This window comes from Pseudomonas sp. RIT409 (genome assembly GCF_003052515.2).
Classification (GTDB): Bacteria; Pseudomonadota; Gammaproteobacteria; order Pseudomonadales; family Pseudomonadaceae; genus Aquipseudomonas.
Map to the genome: position 1 here is coordinate 1 of NZ_QARE02000018.1, position 18,032 is coordinate 18,032.

An 18,032-nucleotide genomic window follows, 5' to 3' on the forward strand; every position below is an offset into this window, starting at 1 on the left:
CAACGCATGACGTTACTCACGGAACACGAACGCCAGCAGGTTGCCAGCGCCATTGAAGCGGTGGAGCGCGCCACGGACGCGGAGCTGGTCACTGTCCTGGCGGCCAACGCCGATGACTACGCGTATGTGCCGCTGATTTGGGCCGGGCTGGCGGCGCTGTTCATTCCCGGGCTCATCAATTTCTATCCGGGCTGGCTCAGCGCCAACCAATTGCTGCTGGCGCAGATCGCCACCTTCATCGTCGTGGCGTTGGTGTGCCGTCTGCCAGCGGTCGTCACGCGGCTGGTGCCCCGCTCCGTGCGGCATTGGCGTGCGGGCAACATGGCGCGTCGGCAATTTCTAGAACAGAACCTGCATGCCACGGCGAACGGCACGGGTATGCTGATTTTCGTCAGCGAGGCCGAGCGCTACGTTGAAATCATCGTCGACGACGGGATCGCCCGACGCGTGGACGATGAGGTCTGGCGAACCCTGGTGGATGTGTTCACCCAGCAAGTGGCCCGAGGCCAGACCTTGGAGGGCTTTCTGGGCTGCATTCGCGCCTGTGGCGAGGTACTGGCCGATCAGGTGCCGGTGACGCAGCCACGCAATGAGTTGCCCAACCGTTTGGTGGTGCTGGAGTAATACCCAGCCCCGCATCCCTCATAAATATGCCCACCCCAGCGTCGTACCCGCCTAAAATACCGCTTTCGTATCTTTCGCTTCCCGAGGCTGTATCCGATGTCCGTCACTGCTTCCCACCCCACGCCAGCGCAGGATCACCGCGCGGACTTTCTCGGCTTGCTCGATACCTGCCTGGTTCAAGGCTCGTTGATCAAGCTGGTGCTGGCCCGCTACGTGGGTGATGAGGTGGATCTACAGCGGATCATCATCAAACCGACCACGATCAAGCAGCAGCCTTGTCTCTCTTTCGTGTACCGCTACAAAACCCGCGACATCACCAAGAATCATCCGCTGGCCGACGCGCAAGCGCTTATCGCAGGCTTGCTGCCCGACGCATTCAGAAACGCCCACCTGCTGTCATTGACGGACGAAGTCCAGCTGGAATTCGGCAAAAAGGGCAAGAGCTCGCTGCACCGGACAACTTCACAACAGCAGCGCGAAGCGCCATCGGCCGGGCATGATCGTGAAAAAAAACGCTACCTGGAGTTGAGTCGCCCGTTCCTGACCGATCTGGGCGTGACCAACAGGCAGCATGAGCTGATACCGGCCATGTCGCGCAAATGGAAGCAGATCAACAAATTCATCGAAGTGTTTTCCCACGCGCTGAGCCAGTCGCCGATCAAACTGGACAAGCCGGTGAGCGTGGCTGATTTCGGCTCGGGCAAAGGCTACCTGACCTTCGCCATCCATGATTACTTGCGCAACACCCTACAGGCCGAAGGCAACGTCACGGGCGTCGAGTTGCGCGAAGACATGGTGACGCTGTGCAACGACGCGGCGGGTCGGCTGGAACACCCTGGCCTGGTCTTCAAATGCGGGGACGTGCGTTCGGTCGCACCGAGCGAACTGGATGTGATGATTGCGCTGCATGCCTGTGACATTGCCACGGACTATGCCATTCACACCGGCATTCGCTCCGGGGCGTCGATCATTATGTGTTCGCCGTGCTGCCACAAACAGGTCCGCCTGCAGATCCAGAGCCCGACGCTGCTCAAGCCCATGCTGCAATACGGCCTGCACATGGGGCAGCAGGCGGAGATGGTCACTGACGCACTGCGCGCACTGCTGCTGGAGGCTTGCGGTTACGAGACCAAGGTGTTCGAGTTCATTTCGCTGGAACACACCAACAAGAACAAGATGATCCTGGCGGTCAAACGCCCCGCCGCACAGGATCCGACCGAGCTGTTGGCCAGGATTCAGGAATTGAAGACGTTCTACAACATCAGCGAGCAGTGCCTGGAGACATTGCTCCAGGCGGACGGCTTGCTTGGCTAGACGCGGTTGGCCAGACGCGGTCGGCTAGACGCGGGTAGCCACCCTGGGCTTCGGCGCGATGACGGCAGTCTTGCGCCCGATGGCCAGGGTCACCACGACGCCAGCGGCGAAGATCCAAGTGATCGGGTCGATGTGTTCACCGAAAAACAGAGCCGAAAATGCCATCGTGAAGAACAACTGGATCAGTTGGATCTGGCTGACGCGGGCAATGCCGCCCATGGCCAGGCCGGCGTACCAGGCGAAGAAACCGATGAACTGCGAAAACAGCGAAACGTAGCCGAACGCCCACCAGGCGCCGGCGGATATCGGCCCCTGATGCTGAGCGGCCAGGTAGCCGACCGGGACAATCAATACTGGCGCTGAAATCACCAGGGCCCAGCAGATGACTTGCCAGCCACCCATCTGCTTCGCCAGCCGCCCGCCTTCCGCATAACCCAGGCCGCCAATCGCCACTGCTCCGACCATCAGCAAATCACCGGCTTGCAGGTTACCTGCGCCGCTGATGAGCGCATACCCGAGCACCAGAACGCTGCCCATTGCGGCACAGGCCCAGAAAGCGCGGGACGGACGTTCATGAGACAGCCAGGCGGCATAGATCGCTACCAGCAAGGGTTGTAAACCGTTGACCAGTGCGCCGTGTGAGGCGGGAAGGGTTTTCATGGCCCAGGCCGATAGCACAGGGAAGCCGATGATGACCCCGGAGGCCACCACCATCAGGCCTTTGAATTGCGCAAATGTCGGCAAATGCTCCCTGCGCCACAGCAGCAATGCGCCTGCTGGAATCGCAGCGACCAAGGCGCGGCCCAGCCCATTGAGCAGCGGATGGATTTCCTGAACGACGATACGGGTCATCGGCAACGTCAGGCTGAAGATCACCACCCCGATCAGCCCGAGCAGCATGCCGGTGTTTTCGCGAGAAGACATGTCGAATCGTGCCTTGTTGTTATAAATAAAAAGAACGCCCATTCAGCCACAAATGGTGCGGTTCGCCCCTTAACAGCTACCGACAGAATCAGCCGTACACTTTGCCAGGGGAGCGCTTCAGCCGTTTCATGGCCTGCGAACGGACGAAGGCGAATGTTGGTGCAAAACTTGAATGCCATCTTCCTGCAACAGTTTGACGGTCAAATTGTCGCCATTCAGTTCAGTCAGGAGAGCCATCGTGTCGGGCATCGGTAAGTGGGCGTTGCAAGGTGTTGTAGTGTTCGTGTTCGCATGGCTGGCGACCGTAGCGGCCCAATGGTCAGCGAGCGTCGTCAAGACGACGAGCAGTGATCGGCTGGCCGCCTTGAGCAGCGTGCGGCTCTCCAGCGAAGCGGTGGCGACGGTCGCGAGTAAAAACGTATCACGCGATGCTGTAGTGGTGACGGCCTTGTCGCAGGGGGACGAGTAACCCCGCAGAGAGGGGGGGCGGTCGGACGACTATGACTGACTTCCCTTCGCCTCCACTCCGTCTCCAGCCCGCGTCACCGGCACCGACAGCCTGGGGTTGCCGAGCGGGTGTGTCAGTGCATTGAAGAATTGCAGTTCAATGTGTTGCCCTTCAAACAACGCGTGATAGTGCCTTTTCTGGTGCTGCACGAACGCGTCGTTGCGGGGCAGTATGGAAATTGCGAGCGTTTGCGGGCGGGCCTGCAGGACCGCATCGAGAATGTGCCGGTCCTGCCTGCCCAGCGCGTGGCCGAAGATGCACAACGCACCTTGGTGCCGGGCCAGTTGGGCGTGGCAATAGGCGAGGTAGTCCGAGCCGCGGATGATCTTCATCTTGTCGTCGCTGCGCCCTTCGCAGACGAACAGGGGCACATCTTCCAGTGCATTCACGGCGAAACTGCCCAGCAATGTGCTCTCCGAAGAAAGCAACTTGCGCGTGGTGCCATCGAAATGTTTGACCAGATGCATGCCACCGTGCAGGTAAAGCACGCGGGTGGCATGGCTGTCGGTGCGATGCAGGTTGAACGTGGCATCGTCGTCGAACAAATCGTCGAACGGATGGGCACCGTGCATCACCGCCCAATAGGCCAGCAGGTCGTAGTTGGTGGAATACACCGTCTCATACTGACTCAGCGCCTGGCTGATGTGGGCGATGGTCGAAGGCTCCATCAGGCGCCACGGAATGTGGGCCGAACGTATGCCGTGGATCAGGGCTTCCTTGATGGCGAAGTAGCGATTGCGCGGCGACGAAGAGCTGATGGTCAGCGCCGCGTTGACCCGCATTGCGATCTTCAGCCCGCTGAGCACGGGTTCGAAATTCTCGGTGTCCATCGACTTGAACAACGCCAGTTCAGTCGGGCTGAGCGGCTTGTTGCGGGTGGTCTGGGCCAATTCGAACAGGGAATCGTAGGCGAAATGTTTCCACACCGCCCGACTTGCGCCGTTCCCGAGCAACAGCCCCGTGCAGGGATGGGTGTTCTGTAGCTGAGCCCAATCGGACAGTTCGGCATCAAAATCGGTGAAATCCATCGTCTCGCTTCGCTTTCGGGTGAACAGGCCTGACGTAAGCCAGAACGGACTGGACTTATAGGAACACAGATGCGGCTTGTCAATCGGGCTGTCGGCGGTCGGACGCGGGAAAATCCTTCGAACTGCCGGGTGCTCCGCATTTCTAATCCATGAACCCACCAGCATCCGGTTCGCCCGGAGGTGAACATGAAGACTGATCCTGTCAATACCCCCGCAGCCCAAAGCCCAGGCCCCAATCCCAATCCGATGGAGCGCTCACGCCACAGCGAGGCCGGGCGACAGGCGGACACGTTCGAGCGAGTGGAGGGCCTCGACGAAAACGATCGTGAGACGCCGCCCCCGCAGACCTGGAAGCACCCGGATGACGGCAAAAGCCTGTCCGAGAAAGACGAGGAAATACCTCTCAAACCTTGAGAGCCGTTGGTCAAGCCAATGCTCAATCCGCCTTGAGCGGGTGTAAGGTCTTTTGGGTAAGCACCTATCACACTCTCCGAAGCGAGAGGGAGGTCCCAATGCACAGCGCAATGCTCAGCAAAACGCATTTCAATGGTTATGACGTCATCAACGTCAACAACGGCCCCTGGCGGGTCTGCACGCACCATGACCGACTTGGGTCGTTCGAAACGCGGGAGGAAGCCATGGCATTTGCGGCGTCACTGCCTGCTTACAAAGAGCGAACGGCGATGGAGGGCCAGGCTGAAGAGAAGGACGAGGGCAGTACACAAACGGTCAAGGACCGAACCAGCCATTGACGCATTCGGGCCTGGCGTCACATCGCGTGGGGTCAGGCCCAGACTTCACTTTTTCAGCGAAGGGCCCGGAAATGCTGGGGGAGGTGGAGCGGGTAGAGGGAATCGAACTCTTATAGGACAGAAGCCCCTTACAAGTGTGTAACCGTGTAAGTGTGTAACCGGGCGCCCTCACCAGCCCCCGCAAACCCAGCCCCTGCCGTCATCACCCACCGATCCATCCTTCACTCACCAGTCGAGCAAAGCCCGGGTGTTGCCGGAGCGCCGAAGCACCTACGAGCCGCGTACAGTGAGCTGATCAACCTGCCCCGGCCCGCCTGCACCGTCACGGTAGGATGGGGCTATGAAATCGCCATTACGCTGCTATAGTTTTTGCCGTATAGCGAGCTTTATCTGCCAATAAAGATTAACACATACCGGTCAATGGAATGCTCAAATGATAACCACAATTTCATTAAAGGACGTCACCAGCTACCCCAAAGATAAGCCGGTCATTCTCGGGCCGTTAAAACGAATTAACCTCGTCTATGGTCTCAATGGATCTGGAAAATCGACTGTTGGCGATTATTTGCAGGATCTAGCGGGTAATCGATATCGGACGTGTCAAGTTGATCCAGTGATTAAGCAGGATCAAGTCTTTGTATATAACCAGAAGTTTATTGAGCGAAATTTTAGCCATGATAACCATCCTGGAATTTTCACACTGAACGAAGGAAATATCGACGCGAAAGAAAAGATTGCGGAACTTCACCAAAGCATAGAATCGGCAGGTAAGGAAATCGAGCGCATAGCATCGAAGCGTTCTGAAGTCGACGAGCTACATACTAAAGCAACCACTGCTTACAGGGACGCTCTTTGGGAGATAAGGTTGGGAGTTGAAAAGGGCGCTCTTGCTGCTTGTTTTCGTGGCCCGAGGCAGAAGGAAGCCTTTAAAGACCAGCTAGAAAAAATCCCACCCCCTACAAGCCCAGTCCGGACGGAGAAAGAACTAGCCGAAGCTGCCGAGGCGCTAAGCTCTTCAGACGCGCAGCCAATTCCCAACTTGCCTGAGATAAGTTTCCCGGGCGCTATACTCGAAAATGATCCTATCTTGGCCAAGGTCATTACACCCTCCGGTGACTCTTATCTTTCAGACCTTATTCAGAAACTGGGAAATTCCGATTGGGTTGAAAAAGCATTACCTTTCCTAAGCCACTCCGATAATGTATGTCCCCTCTGTCAGCAAGCTTTGCCTCACGACTTCCTAGTCAACGTCAAGTCGCTATTTGACGAGACTTATGATCAAGAAAAAGCCAAGGTTGTTCTGCTGAAAGAAAAATATATCAGTGCCGTTGACGCACTGGAGTTGGAATTAGATTCGCCGATGTATACATCTTCAGCAATTCAGTCAGATACATCTTTCATAAAGGCTAAAAGCGAGTTGAAACGGTTGCTCACAATCAACCGAACCCGATTGGCTGATAAAGAAAAAACTGTATCCACATCTTTGTCGTTAGAATCTACAACGGCAACATTAGCAAATTTAAATTTGGCGATCAAAGCTCAAAGGGCCAAGGATGAAGCGTACAATCTTAGATTGAGCAATAAGGATCAGCTCTTTGCCCAAGTGGTTACTGAGCTTTGGCAATTGATGCGTCTTCAAGCAGAAAAAATTATAGCCAGGCATCAAGAGAGTACGAGAAGTCATACCGGCAGCATCACGGATTTAGATGCGAAGAAGAGTGTGTTAGCTGAGCAGCGGAAAAGCAATCTTTTAGCGATAAGTGATTTTCAGTCGAAAATGACCAATGTTGAAGAGGCGGTTAGAAACATCAATGCGTCTATCGCTAGCATTGGCATCACGGGTTTCAATCTGAAAAAGGTTGATGGCGACGGAACTAGCTACTGCCTGGTTCGGGGGAATAATTCGACCGATATTTATAAGTCATTGAGTGAAGGTGAAAAGACTCTTATTACCTTCTTGTATTTCCTTGAGCTGTGCGCAGGCAGTGTAGATGCAGACAAGCCGGTGGTAGCGAGCGACAGGATTATCGTGATTGATGACCCGATCTCCAGCTTGTCGCACAATTACGTATATGAGGTTGCCGCCCATATTTATCATCGCGTGCTATCATCGGAAGCGAGATTCAAGCAAGTCATCGTGCTTACCCATAACTTGTTCTTCTTTCATGAGTTGTTGAGAAATGCACAGCCGGGTATCACAAAAAAATACGCGTGCTTCCGAGTATCTAAGGGCGCTCATAGTGGTATCGAAAAATTAGGGCATGATGAAATAAAAAATGATTACGAAACATACTGGCAAGTAATTAAAGATGCGCGCGATTCTAAAGTGCACGCTGCGGTGTTGCCTAACATGATGCGCAATATCTTGGAGCAGTACTTTAGCTTCATTCATAAGAATGACAGCTTGATAAAGGCGCTCGAAGGCTTGGAAAAAGAGGATTTGGAATTTAAGCCGCTTTATCGTTATATAAATCGGAAGTCACATGGTGGCGCAATTAATATTACTGACTTTGGTGGGTGGAGCGCTGACAAAATGATTGAGAAGTTCCAAGGGGTCTTTGCGAGATCCGGATACCCCGAGCACTACGCCGTCATGATGGGCGGTATAGCCGGGGAGGAAGGGGGCACTATGCCTTCGAGCACATGACGACCAACTGACGTCAAAAAGAGGCTTCGGAAGGCGGTGGTGGCGATGTGCCACCCAGCGCTTCCAATCCCCATAGGTGGCTGCTAGGATAGACCTGCAGCTACCACCAGCGACTCCCTTTCCGTGCTGCCTGACCCTCCAAACCGCATGAGCTTTGCGCAAGGGGCGCAAAGGCTATCAGCAGGCAATGCTGAGAAAATATGGAGGGTTCTTCATGAGAAATCATGAGAAAGTCGTACCTGTACGACAATACGAACGTTTCCGCTTTGGTCGTTGGGAACAGGTGCGTAAGCACCGCCGTTCCCTGCCTCGGCGGTAATGGATGAGTTTGGTGGTAGCTGCACTATCTAATCTCCCCCTCCACGGTGGGCATCACCCACTGACCCGTAGGCAACCTAGGCGCTGGTCGTGCCTCATCAAGCATGAAATGATCGATGACGTCGACGCCTGAATCCTTTGTAAACGCTCCATGAACCACACATTCAAAGCGCTAATCTGATCCCCAATGCTGTGCTCCCGATCTCTTTCTGAAGCCTGCACCTCATGATGCGCCCCGACGCCAAAGTCGAAAAAGTCTATCTCTACCCCAAGCCTGTCGACTTTCGAAAATCCATCGACGGCCTCACCGCGTTAGTCGAACCGGATATAAAAGTGGCAATATTCGACCCGGTGCTTTTCGTCTTCCTCAACAAATCTCGTAATCGAGTGAAGATCCTGTACTGGGGTGTGTCACGAACGCTGGCGTCGGCCAGCGATGCTGTATTAAAGATTGGAATAGATCTCCCGGAGTCTGCTTACAGGAACCGGTTTCAAACTACCCGGTGCTGCTGCGTTCAAAAGGCGTGGTGGTGAGCGACCGTTGGAAAAGGCGCCGATAACGGCGTCAGGTAAGTATTGAGGAGATGAGCGAAAGCAAACCATCCGAAGACGCATCGTTAAGAATTCAAATGCTGTCAAAACCTAGGTCGCTTAGTAGCCTCGGGATCAGTCTGGAAGATACCTGTTTACTGTCCAGATGGCAGCCGGTGTATAGGTGGCATGAGCTCAATACCCCCTTAGGATAAGGGGTAGGCAAACGGGTATGTTTATAACTAACAGCAACGATAAAGGTGGCGGCGAACTGCTTGGCCAGGAGCGCCGTCGGAGCTGGAGTCCCGAGCAAAAGCTGGCCATGGTGCGCGAAAGCCTGGAACCCGGGCAAAGCGTCTCGGTGGTCGCCAGGCGCAACGGCATAAATGCCAACCAGCTTTTCCTGTGGCGCAAGTTTTATCAGGAAGGCAGCTTGTCGGCGGTCAGTGCCGACGAAGCCGTCGTTCCGGCTTCTGAGCTGAACGATGCGTTGAAGCAAATCCGCGAACTTCAGCGAGTACTTGGCAAAAAGACCATGCAAGCCGAAGTGCTCAAAGAGGCCGTGGAGATTGCTCGTTCGCGAAAATGGATGGCGCACTCACCCTTGTTGCCGGGGGACGACCAGTGAAGCTGGTCAGCGAAAGTCTCGGTGTGTCGCGCTCTCAGTTAACTGTTCGGCTCAAACCAGGCGCGCAGTCAAAAAGGCACGGCGTGCTCGGCACTCGGATGACACGGCTGTAGTGGCTGAAATTCGAGAGCATCTTGGCGATTTTCCCACGTATGGCTATCGCCGAATATGGGGCTTGCTGCGCCGAGCCCGCGAGCAGTTGGCACTGCCTGCGATCAATGTGAAGCGGGGGTGCCGCGTGATGCCTGACCACCGACTTTTGCTGGCACGTCGTGTAAAGCCGCCTGGTGTTGCTCGAAAGCATGAAGGTCGCGTCGCTGTTGCTACTAGCAACCCCCGGTGGTGTTCCGACGGGTTTGAATTTCGCTGCGATGACGGCGCCAAGTTGAACGTGAGCTTTGTATTGGAGTGCTGCGACCGATAGGCGATTGGCTGGGTGGCCAGCCCGACCGGTTATAGTGGCGACGATATTCGCGACTTGATGCTAGAAAGCGTGGTGAAGCGGTTTGGCGATTAACTCCCCAGCACGCCTGTGCAGTAGCTGAGTGAAATGGCTCGGCCTATATCGCAGAGCAGACTCGGCTCTTTACACAACAAATCGGCTTGCAGCCTGTGACCACGCCGGTTCGCAGCCCGCAAAGTAACGGCATGGCCGAGAGCTTCGTGAAGACCATCAAACGCGACTACGTGGCCCACATGCCTCGCCCGGACCACGAAAAGGCGTTATGCAACCTGACAATCGCTTTCGAACATTACAACGAGGAGCGTCCACACAGCGCGCTGAAATACCGCTTTCCCAGAGAGTTCAGGCGTATGAAGACGGCATCAAGTTAACGAGGTGGCGGTGTCCGGTTTTGTAGCGGCCAGTAAAGGGTTTTGGCTGCTGGAGGGAGAGATTGCAACGGGGCTTTTTGGATTGTGCAATTCCCTAGAGAGCCCGGAAATGCTGGAGGAGATGGAGCGGGTAGAGGGAATCGAACCCTCAACTAAAGCTTGGGAAGCTTTCGTTTTACCACTAAACTATACCCGCTTTTTTTCGCGCCTTGCTCGGGAGAGCGGGTGGCCTGAGGGCCGTGACGCGTTCAGCGGGTGACTTTGTACCAGATGCCGCCTGTGAAATGAAGTGTTATCTACCTGCTTGGATCATTAAGGTTCCGATACCAAGGCTGGGATTCATTCGCCAAGGCACGTGTGCCATTGCGGGCGAATGAATCCCTACCGTTGATACGTTGCGGTCAGATTGCAAATGCATGGTGCGTCTGGGCCTGTCGATAGCGGTGTCGGCGGGGTTCTGCAGGTGCGGCCAGGAAGCCGAGCAGGGCGCTCTGGGACTCTGCGCACGCGGCTTTGTGTTCCATGTCCAGGAAATGGCCAGCTTCTTTGATGGTAGTGAAGTGGCAATCGCGCACGTGGTTCTGAAACAGCCTCGCATCCTGCGCCGAGGTGTATTCGTCCCATTCCCCATTCATGAACATGACCGGCACGTTGATACGTTTCGCCGCCGTCAATTGTTTCTGGGTTGTGGCTTCCAGCACATGGTTGATGTGATGGTGCATCTGCGCGTACTCGTGAAGGTCCAGCGAGCTGACGTGCCTGTAGTTGAAGCGCTTGAACAGCGAGGGCAGGTGCTTGCCAATGGTGCTGTTGATCAACGCGCCCACTTCGAATCGGTCGAACGCGCCCAAATACTGCTGGCCTCGAGTGAGGTAGTCGCGCATCGGTTCGTTGATCACCGGTGAAAACGAACTGATCACCGCTTTTTCGATGCGCTTGGGCCGATGGGCCAGGGCGACCAAGGCCGGTGCGCCACCCCATGAGAACGACATGATGTGTTCAGCGTTGAAATGGTCGATCAGCTCCAGCAGGATCTGCCCTTCGGTTTCCTTGGTGAGCGGGGCGTGGTTGAGGTTGTGGGGCTTGGATTTGCCCGCGTACGGCTGGTCATACAGAACCACGTTGAACTGCGGGTGAAGGTTGCGGACGGTTTGGGCGAATGATGCGGTCGTGGCCAGTGAGCCGTTGACCATGATGATGGTCTTTTCGGCGGCATCTGCGCGATAGAACTCCGTGTGAACCCGAAACTGGCCCTGTATATCAAGCACAGCGATTTCTGGCCTCATATCCATGTCTCCTGACGTTAAACAGGTGTGCGCGCAACCAGGTTGCACGAGTTTCGTGACAGGTAGGCAATGCCTGAAGGGGGCCCCGTGTCGGTCCTTTACGAACTGGCCGACAGGTTTTGTTGTTGGCGGGCGGTTTGTCGGCAGACGTTGCCTGCAAGGCGTACGGCCGACAAAAGGTTTCTTGGAATGCGCTCGTGACTCTCCGGTCACATGTGGACCGACGATTGGATTCAAGCAGTGGCACCCTCATCCCGCAAGTGCCGTTGGGAAATTATGAAATCTACCCGCCGAGCGGTCGAAAGACGTCAGATGTGCTGAATCTCTTCAGCGGTAAGCGCTCGGTACTCGCCGGGCTTCAACATCGGATCGAGTGTCAGAGGGCCCATGCGCTCGCGGTGCAGGCTCACCACTTTGTTGTTGAAGTAGCCGAACATGCGTTTGACCTGGTGATAGCGGCCTTCCACGAGGGTCAGCCGTGCGTGGTGACTGCCGAGGATGACCAACTGGGCTGGGCGGGTGGTGAGGTCTTCGTAGGCGAAGTAAAAGCCCGCCGCGAACTGTTCGATGTAATGCTGGCCAATGGGCTGTTCGGTCTTGACTTCGTACACTTTCGGCAACAGCGTCACCGGCTGAGTCAGGCGGCGTGACCATTGGCCGTCGTTGGTGATCAGCATCAGGCCTGTGGTGTTGAAGTCGAGCCGCCCGGCAATATGCAGTTCCTGCTTATCCGGTTCTTGCAGCAGATCCAGGACCGTCGGGTGGTGAGGGTCGGTGGTTGCGCTGACGCAGCCCGGTGGCTTGTGCAGCATGAAATAACGGGCAAATTTGCCCGCTTGCAACACCTCGCCATCGACTGCCACGCGGCTGAATTCACGCACTTCATGCAGCGGCTCGCGGACGGTGGTCCCGTCGACCGTGACCCGGCCTGCGAGCAGTGCCAAGCGCACGTCTTTGCGACTGAAACGGGGCAGATTGCTGAGAAAACGGTCGAGGCGCATGGCAGTCAGGTGCAGAAAAGCCGCATGGTACGCCGACGCACCGATCTTGGAGAGCGAATTCTCACCCGAAAGTCCCCAAGGTTGACGCCGGCGCGAGGCATCGTTGCCTGCGACGAGTGATCCTACCGGAGCGTCGGCAGGGAAGAGGGCGCGGTCAGAGGTCAGAGGGCTTTACTTCTTCAACCAGCCCTGCGCAGCGTGGGCACAGGCAGGATTGACCTCGGACGTCATCCGGCAAGTTTGCCAGCACCGCCGGGTCGAGGGTTTCATTGAAACACCAGCAGGTGCGGTCCGCTGTGCGTGGGTCGGCCAGGGTGCAGTGATTGCGTTGGCCGCACACGGGGCACGTGTCAGGGGTGATCTCAGAGGCGCTCATGCCGGCTCCACGCTTTCAGTGCATACCCGGTTGCGGCCGCTCTGCTTGGCACTGTAAAGCGCCTGGTCCGCGCGGGCGATCAGGCTTTGCAGGGTGTCGCCAGCATGCAGTTCGGTGACGCCGAGGCTGACGGTGACTTGCAGGGCTGCCCCCCCGAACACGTAAGTATGCTGTTCGGCCAGCAGGCGAATCTTCTCGGCGACGCGTCGGGCACCATGGGTATTGGTGTCCTTGAGCAGAATGATGAACTCCTCGCCACCCCAGCGGCAAATGATGTCGCTCTCTCGCAGACAGCGACGGACATCGTCGGAAAAACCGATCAGTACTTCGTCGCCTGCCAGATGACCGTAGGTGTCGTTCAACCGCTTGAAGTGGTCAAGGTCCAGCAGCATGGCCGAGAGCGATTTGCGCTCACGACGCATTTCGTCCATGGCACCCAGGGCGATCCGGTCAAAGCCTCGGCGATTGGGCAGGCCGGTCAGGCTGTCGACCATGGCCTGGGTTTCAATGCGTATCTGGAAGCGGCGAACCACGCGGTGCAGCAGGTACAACACCAGCAGCATCACGGCCAGGCAGATCGACAAGTTCAGGTACAGCGAGCGGCGAATGTCTGTCATCGCGCCGTCTTCGCGCTTGTCGACGAACAGATACCAGTTCAACTCAGGGATGTAGCGCACGTTGAGGAAATGCTCGTCACCCAGCGAAGCGTATTGATAGCTGCCGCTTTGAGGCTTGGGCATCTGCTTTTGCAGATCTTTCAGGTTCGGCAGGTCGCGCAGCGCCTGGCCTATGGCCGCGCCTTGCGGGCCGCCCTCTGCACCAGTCAATACCAGGCGCCCGAACGTGTCGACGAAATACACGCTGCGCTGGTAACGCTGCTGGTAACGGTCAATCAGCTTGATGACCGCGTCGACAGTCAGCCCGACGCCGGTCGCACCGATGAAATTGTCGTTGTAGTCGAAGACCTTGTAATTGATGAAGAACGTCAGGTTGTCCTTGTTCGCCAGGTCTGGGTCGACGTTGATTTCATAAGGCTCAGCCATGTCCCGCACTCGGTAATACCAGACATCGCGAGGCTCGTCCGGGCGAATCTTCTTCAATACGCCTTTGGCCTGGTAATAGGTCAGGCTCTGATTGGATACGAAAAAAGAGGTGTAGGCACCGTAGTGATCCATGACCTCCTTCAAGTATCGGGTCATTTGCTGCGGATCTTTTTCTCCAGCCACCACCCAGTCGCGTACGAATGTGTCGCGCGCCATCATCGAGGAAATCAGGACTGGGCGGACCAGGTCTTTCTGTATTTCCGAGTAGACCGTGTCCGACGTCAGCGGTAGCTCGGTATTGACGATGCTGTCGCGAATGGCGTCCCGCGAAGCGAAATAGCTGAGCAGGGAAGTTGCCAGAAAGCCGCTCCCCAACAGGATCACCAACGTCAAGAGCAGGGAGCGTTGTGAATGTAGTGTGGAACGAAGGGGCATGACCAGTCCGCTTGAAGAGGTAATCCATCAGCCAGACATGCTAGCCTGCTGCCACCCCGAAGCGCCATGGGCCGCTGCTGTTTAACGTCCGGATTCGATGCGAAATGGGCCGGTCATTGGGCGATGCGTCACGCACACCGCCCTCTCGTCCCGTCAGCCAGCGGTGTCCAGTACCACCACTCGCTGGCCAGCGCGCACAGCCGATCCCGGTTGGACGCGGACGTCCCGAACCACGCCCGCCATGGGGGCCGTCACTGGAATTTCCATCTTCATCGACTCCAGTACCACCAGTGTCTGCCCGGCCTCCACGCGTTGGCCGATGTCCACCTGCACTTGCCACAGGTTGCCTGCGATGTGGCTGTCGATGCTGATCTCCCCTCCCTCCAGTGTTGCCTCTTCAGTGACCTCGGCGGTGGCCTCCTCGCTGTCGAACGTGGCTTGGCCGTTGGCGATCCATCGCTCGCGTTCCGCGTTGAAGGCCGCCTGCTGCTGGGCGCGGAACGCGGCGATGCTCGGCGCTTCCTCGGCCAGGAAAGCCTGATAATCGGCCAGCTTCAGCGTGCTGTGTTCAATCTGCAACGGATAGCGGCCCAGCGGGAAATCACGACGGATCTTCAGCAGCTCATCGGCGCTGACCGGGTAGAACCGGATCTGGTCGAAGAAACGCAGCAGCCAAGGCTTGCCGTCGAACGCTTCGACCGCGCGGTAACGGTTCCACATCTGCAAGGTGCGCCCGACGAACTGATAGCCGCCAGGCCCCTCCATGCCGTAGACGCACATGTAGGCGCCGCCGATGCCCACCGAGTTTTCGGCCGTCCAGGTGCGCGCCGGGTTGTATTTGGTGGTGACCAGGCGATGGCGCGGGTCCAGTGGGGTGGCGACCGGCGCGCCGAGGTACACGTCACCCAGGCCCATCACCAGGTAGCTGGCGTCGAACACCGTGCGCTGCACTTCGTCCAGGTTCGGCAGATCGTTGATGCGACGAATGAACTCAAGGTTGCTTGGACACCAGGGGGCATCCTTGCGAACCGTGGTCATGTATTTTTCGATGGCCAATTGGCACGCCGGGTCGTCCCAGGACAGAGGCAGATGCACAATACGCGAGGGCACTTGCAGGTTGTCGCTGGCGCATACCCCTTGCCACGCTTGCTCTACGATGGCCAGAAGCTCGACGAGGGGCAGCCGTTCGGGTTGGTAATGGACCTGCAACGACCGGATACCGGGGGTGAGGTCGATCACGCCATCCAACTGCCGTCCTTCCAGTGTTTGCATCAACGCGTGCCCGCGGAAGCGCAGCACCAGGTCGAGTTCCGGCGCGCCAATCTCCAGCAGCAGGTGGGTGTCGCCAGACAGGCGGGCGACGAGGCGGGTGTCGTTTTCGCCGATATCCAGAATCACCGGAGATTGGAGGGGCGCGCTTGCCCGCGATTCCGGTGTGTCAGGCGCGACATTTGTGTCAGGCAGCTCGCAATCGCGGGCAAGCGCGCTCCTACGGAAGAGTGTGCGAGCCTGCTCGACGGTGACCGGTGCGAATCGCACCTTGTCCCCCGCTTTCAACTGCCCCAACTGCCACAGGTCAGCCTCGATGATGGTCACTGGGCACACGAATCCGCCCAGGCTCGGCCCGTCAGGTCCGAGGATCACCGGCATGTCGCCGGTGAAGTCCACGGCCCCGATGGCATAGGGGTTGTCGTGGATATTGGAGGGGTGCAAGCCAGCCTCGCCGCCATCGGCGCGCACCCATTCCGGTTTTGGCCCGATCAGGCGGACGCCGGTGCGGCTGGAGTTGAAATGCACTTCCCAGTCAGTTGAAAAGAAGGTCTCGATGTAGGCTTCGGTGAAATATTCCGGCGCGCCATGGGGGCCGTAGATCACACGAATGTTGCGCACGGCGGGCAACTCGGTGACCTGTTCGGCGGGCAGTGTCTGGCCTGCGCTACGATCCACCAGTGGCGAGAGATGCAGCACATCGCCCGCGCGCAAGGCACGACCGCCATGCCCACCAAACTGACCTAGGGTAAAGGTGCTTTTGCTGCCCAGATAATCCGGCACATCCAGCCCGCCACGCAGGCACAGGTAACTGCGCGCACCGGCTCCGGCGATGGTTCCCAGGGTCAGCGTCGAGCCTGCTTTGACCAGCAGTGATTGATTCATCGGCTGCGCTTGACCATCGATGCTCAACGGAATCACTGCGCCGGTCACCGCCACCACGGCATCCGTATTGAAGCGCAGCGTCGGCCCCGTCATGGTGATTTCCAGCGCCGCGCTTCCTTCAGGATTGCCGAGCAGCCGGTTGCCCAGACGCAGCGAGCGGCTGTCCATCGGTCCCGACGGCGGCACGCCAACGGCCCAGTAGCCGAGGCGCCCCGGATAATCCTGCACGCTGGTCTGCGTGCCACCGCTCAACACTTCGAAGGTGTCGGCGTGATACACCAGCCCCTCAAGGCAGCGGGTCCACGGCTCGCCACTGGCGAAAGGGGCATCGACGATGATTTGCCGCAGGTAATCGCGGTTGGTTTCCACGCCGTACAGACGGCTGGCATCGAGGGCTTGCTCGAGTGCCTGCGCCGCAGAGGCACGGTCAGGCGCCCAGGTGATCACTTTGGCGATCATCGGATCGAAAAAGGGCGGGATCTCGCAACCGGCTTCGACCCATGTGTCGATGCGCAGCGCTTTACCGTCAGCGGCAGGGAATTGCACCGACGTCAGTAGCCCCGGGCTTGGCTGAAAGTCGCGGCCCGGGTCTTCGGCGTATAGCCGCGCCTGAATCGCGTGGCCGTGGGGTTGCAGCCCGGCGCGCAATTGGGCCAGTGGCGGCAGGTCTCCGGCGGCCAGTTGCACCATCCAACTCACCAGATCCACGCCCCAGACCTGCTCGGTGACGCCGTGCTCGACCTGCAGGCGCGTGTTGACCTCAAGAAAGTAGAAGCGCTGGTCGTCGCTGTCGAACACGAACTCCACGGTTCCTGCACTGCGGTAGTCCACGGCCTTGGCCAGCGTGATCGCCGCTTCGCACAACGCTTCGGCCATGCCGGCGGGCAGGTTCGGCGCGGGCGTTTCTTCAAGGACTTTCTGGTTGCGTCGCTGCACCGAACAATCGCGAACGCCGAGGGCGATCACCTCGCCGCGACCGTCGCCGAAGACCTGCACTTCCAGATGACGAGCGCGCTGGATGTATTTTTCGATGAACACGCCCGCGTCGCTGAAGTTATTCTGGCCCAGGCGTTTTACCGCCTCGAACGACTCACTCAATTCGCTGGGGCTGCGGCAGACCCGCATACCGATCCCGCCGCCACCGGCCGTACTCTTGAGCATCACCGGGTAGCCGATGGATGCCGCGGCGTCCAGAGCGGATTCGGCGCTGTCGAGCAGTTCGGTGCCTTCGAGCATCGGCACACCGTGTTGCTTGGCCAAGGCTCGCGCCGTGTGCTTGAGGCCGAACACCCGAAGTTGCTCGGGCGTCGGGCCGACGAACGCGATGCCTGCGTCCTCGCAGGCTTGCGCAAACGCCGCGTTTTCAGACAGGAAGCCGTAACCGGGGTGAATCGCCTTGGCCCCGGACGCTTTAGCGATGGCGAGTAGCTTGTCCACCGCCAGGTAGGTGCCTGCCGCTCCCCCCTCACCCAAGCTGTGGGCCTCATCGGCTTCGAGAATGTGCAGACTGGCGGCGTCGGCTTCGGAATAGACCGCCACGCCTTTGACCTGCAAGGCGCGCAAGGTGCGCAGGATGCGGCAGGCAATGGCGCCGCGGTTGGCGATCAGCAATGTGTCGAACATGTTCTT

Annotated in this window: 14 protein-coding genes, 1 tRNA gene and 1 pseudogene; 8 read left to right on the forward strand and 8 right to left on the reverse strand. The window is 57.9% G+C overall.

Going from position 1 to position 18,032, the window contains the following annotated elements; genetic code table 11:
- Positions 1-6 precede the first annotated feature (6 nt).
- On the forward strand, positions 7-624 hold the full coding sequence (locus DBP26_RS20230) for a hypothetical protein (protein WP_108239398.1): 618 nt from the start codon (positions 7-9) through the stop codon (positions 622-624).
- Positions 625-720: 96 nt separating this feature from the next.
- Positions 721-1,938: an SAM-dependent methyltransferase gene (locus DBP26_RS20235; protein ID WP_108239303.1), complete on the forward strand. Its 1,218-nt coding sequence runs from the start codon at positions 721-723 to the stop codon at positions 1,936-1,938.
- A 24-nt stretch (positions 1,939-1,962) separates the two neighbouring features.
- Here the strand turns inward: DBP26_RS20235 and DBP26_RS20240 are convergent, their stop codons facing one another.
- A complete protein-coding gene (locus tag DBP26_RS20240) occupies positions 1,963-2,862 on the reverse strand; it encodes a DMT family transporter (protein WP_108239399.1) in 900 nt (299 codons plus the stop codon).
- Positions 2,863-3,100: 238 nt separating this feature from the next.
- Here DBP26_RS20240 and DBP26_RS20245 point away from each other — a divergent pair, with 238 nt between their 5' ends.
- On the forward strand, positions 3,101-3,331 hold the full coding sequence (locus DBP26_RS20245; protein WP_108239304.1) for a hypothetical protein: 231 nt from the start codon (positions 3,101-3,103) through the stop codon (positions 3,329-3,331).
- Positions 3,332-3,360: 29 nt separating this feature from the next.
- On the opposite strand, the gene DBP26_RS20250 is transcribed toward DBP26_RS20245, so the two are convergent.
- A complete protein-coding gene (locus tag DBP26_RS20250; protein WP_108239305.1) occupies positions 3,361-4,398 on the reverse strand; it encodes a DUF4917 family protein in 1,038 nt (345 codons plus the stop codon).
- 186 nt (positions 4,399-4,584) lie between these two features.
- Between DBP26_RS20250 and DBP26_RS20255 the strand changes: the two genes are divergently transcribed.
- From DBP26_RS20255 to DBP26_RS20275, 5 genes and pseudogenes are all read left to right on the forward strand, one after another.
- Entirely contained in the window at positions 4,585-4,812 is a 228-nt protein-coding gene (locus tag DBP26_RS20255; RefSeq protein WP_108239306.1) for a hypothetical protein, read from the forward strand.
- Between the two features lie 98 nt (positions 4,813-4,910).
- On the forward strand, positions 4,911-5,150 hold the full coding sequence (locus DBP26_RS20260) for an SPOR domain-containing protein (RefSeq protein ID WP_108239307.1): 240 nt from the start codon (positions 4,911-4,913) through the stop codon (positions 5,148-5,150).
- A gap of 433 nt (positions 5,151-5,583) precedes the next feature.
- A complete protein-coding gene (locus tag DBP26_RS20265; RefSeq protein WP_108239308.1) occupies positions 5,584-7,797 on the forward strand; it encodes an AAA family ATPase in 2,214 nt (737 codons plus the stop codon).
- 543 nt (positions 7,798-8,340) lie between these two features.
- Entirely contained in the window at positions 8,341-8,649 is a 309-nt protein-coding gene (tnpB, locus tag DBP26_RS20270) for an IS66 family insertion sequence element accessory protein TnpB (RefSeq protein WP_256601896.1), read from the forward strand.
- Between the two features lie 229 nt (positions 8,650-8,878).
- Positions 8,879-10,108 (forward strand): annotated as a pseudogene (locus DBP26_RS20275) (IS3 family transposase).
- Positions 10,109-10,230: 122 nt separating this feature from the next.
- On the opposite strand, the gene DBP26_RS20280 reads toward DBP26_RS20275, so the two are convergent.
- The 6 genes from DBP26_RS20280 to uca all read right to left on the reverse strand — a co-directional run bounded on the left by DBP26_RS20280 (position 10,231) and on the right by uca (position 18,026).
- A tRNA-Gly gene (locus DBP26_RS20280) sits at positions 10,231-10,304 on the reverse strand.
- A 205-nt stretch (positions 10,305-10,509) separates the two neighbouring features.
- On the reverse strand, positions 10,510-11,394 hold the full coding sequence (locus DBP26_RS20285; protein ID WP_108239309.1) for an alpha/beta hydrolase: 885 nt from the start codon (positions 11,392-11,394) through the stop codon (positions 10,510-10,512).
- Positions 11,395-11,702: 308 nt separating this feature from the next.
- On the reverse strand, positions 11,703-12,395 hold the full coding sequence (locus tag DBP26_RS20290) for a pseudouridine synthase (RefSeq protein WP_108239310.1): 693 nt from the start codon (positions 12,393-12,395) through the stop codon (positions 11,703-11,705).
- A gap of 154 nt (positions 12,396-12,549) precedes the next feature.
- Positions 12,550-12,771 (reverse strand): cysteine-rich CWC family protein, encoded by a 222-nt coding sequence (locus DBP26_RS20295; RefSeq protein ID WP_108239311.1) that lies wholly within the window; start codon positions 12,769-12,771, stop codon positions 12,550-12,552.
- Positions 12,768-14,249, reverse strand: coding sequence for a sensor domain-containing diguanylate cyclase (locus DBP26_RS20300; RefSeq protein WP_108239312.1), 1,482 nt, complete (start codon positions 14,247-14,249; stop codon positions 12,768-12,770). The genes DBP26_RS20295 and DBP26_RS20300 overlap by 4 nt, the downstream gene beginning before the upstream one ends.
- 153 nt (positions 14,250-14,402) lie before the next feature.
- On the reverse strand, positions 14,403-18,026 hold the full coding sequence (gene uca / locus DBP26_RS20305; protein ID WP_108239313.1) for an urea carboxylase: 3,624 nt from the start codon (positions 18,024-18,026) through the stop codon (positions 14,403-14,405).
- Between the last annotated feature and the right edge of the window lie 6 nt (positions 18,027-18,032).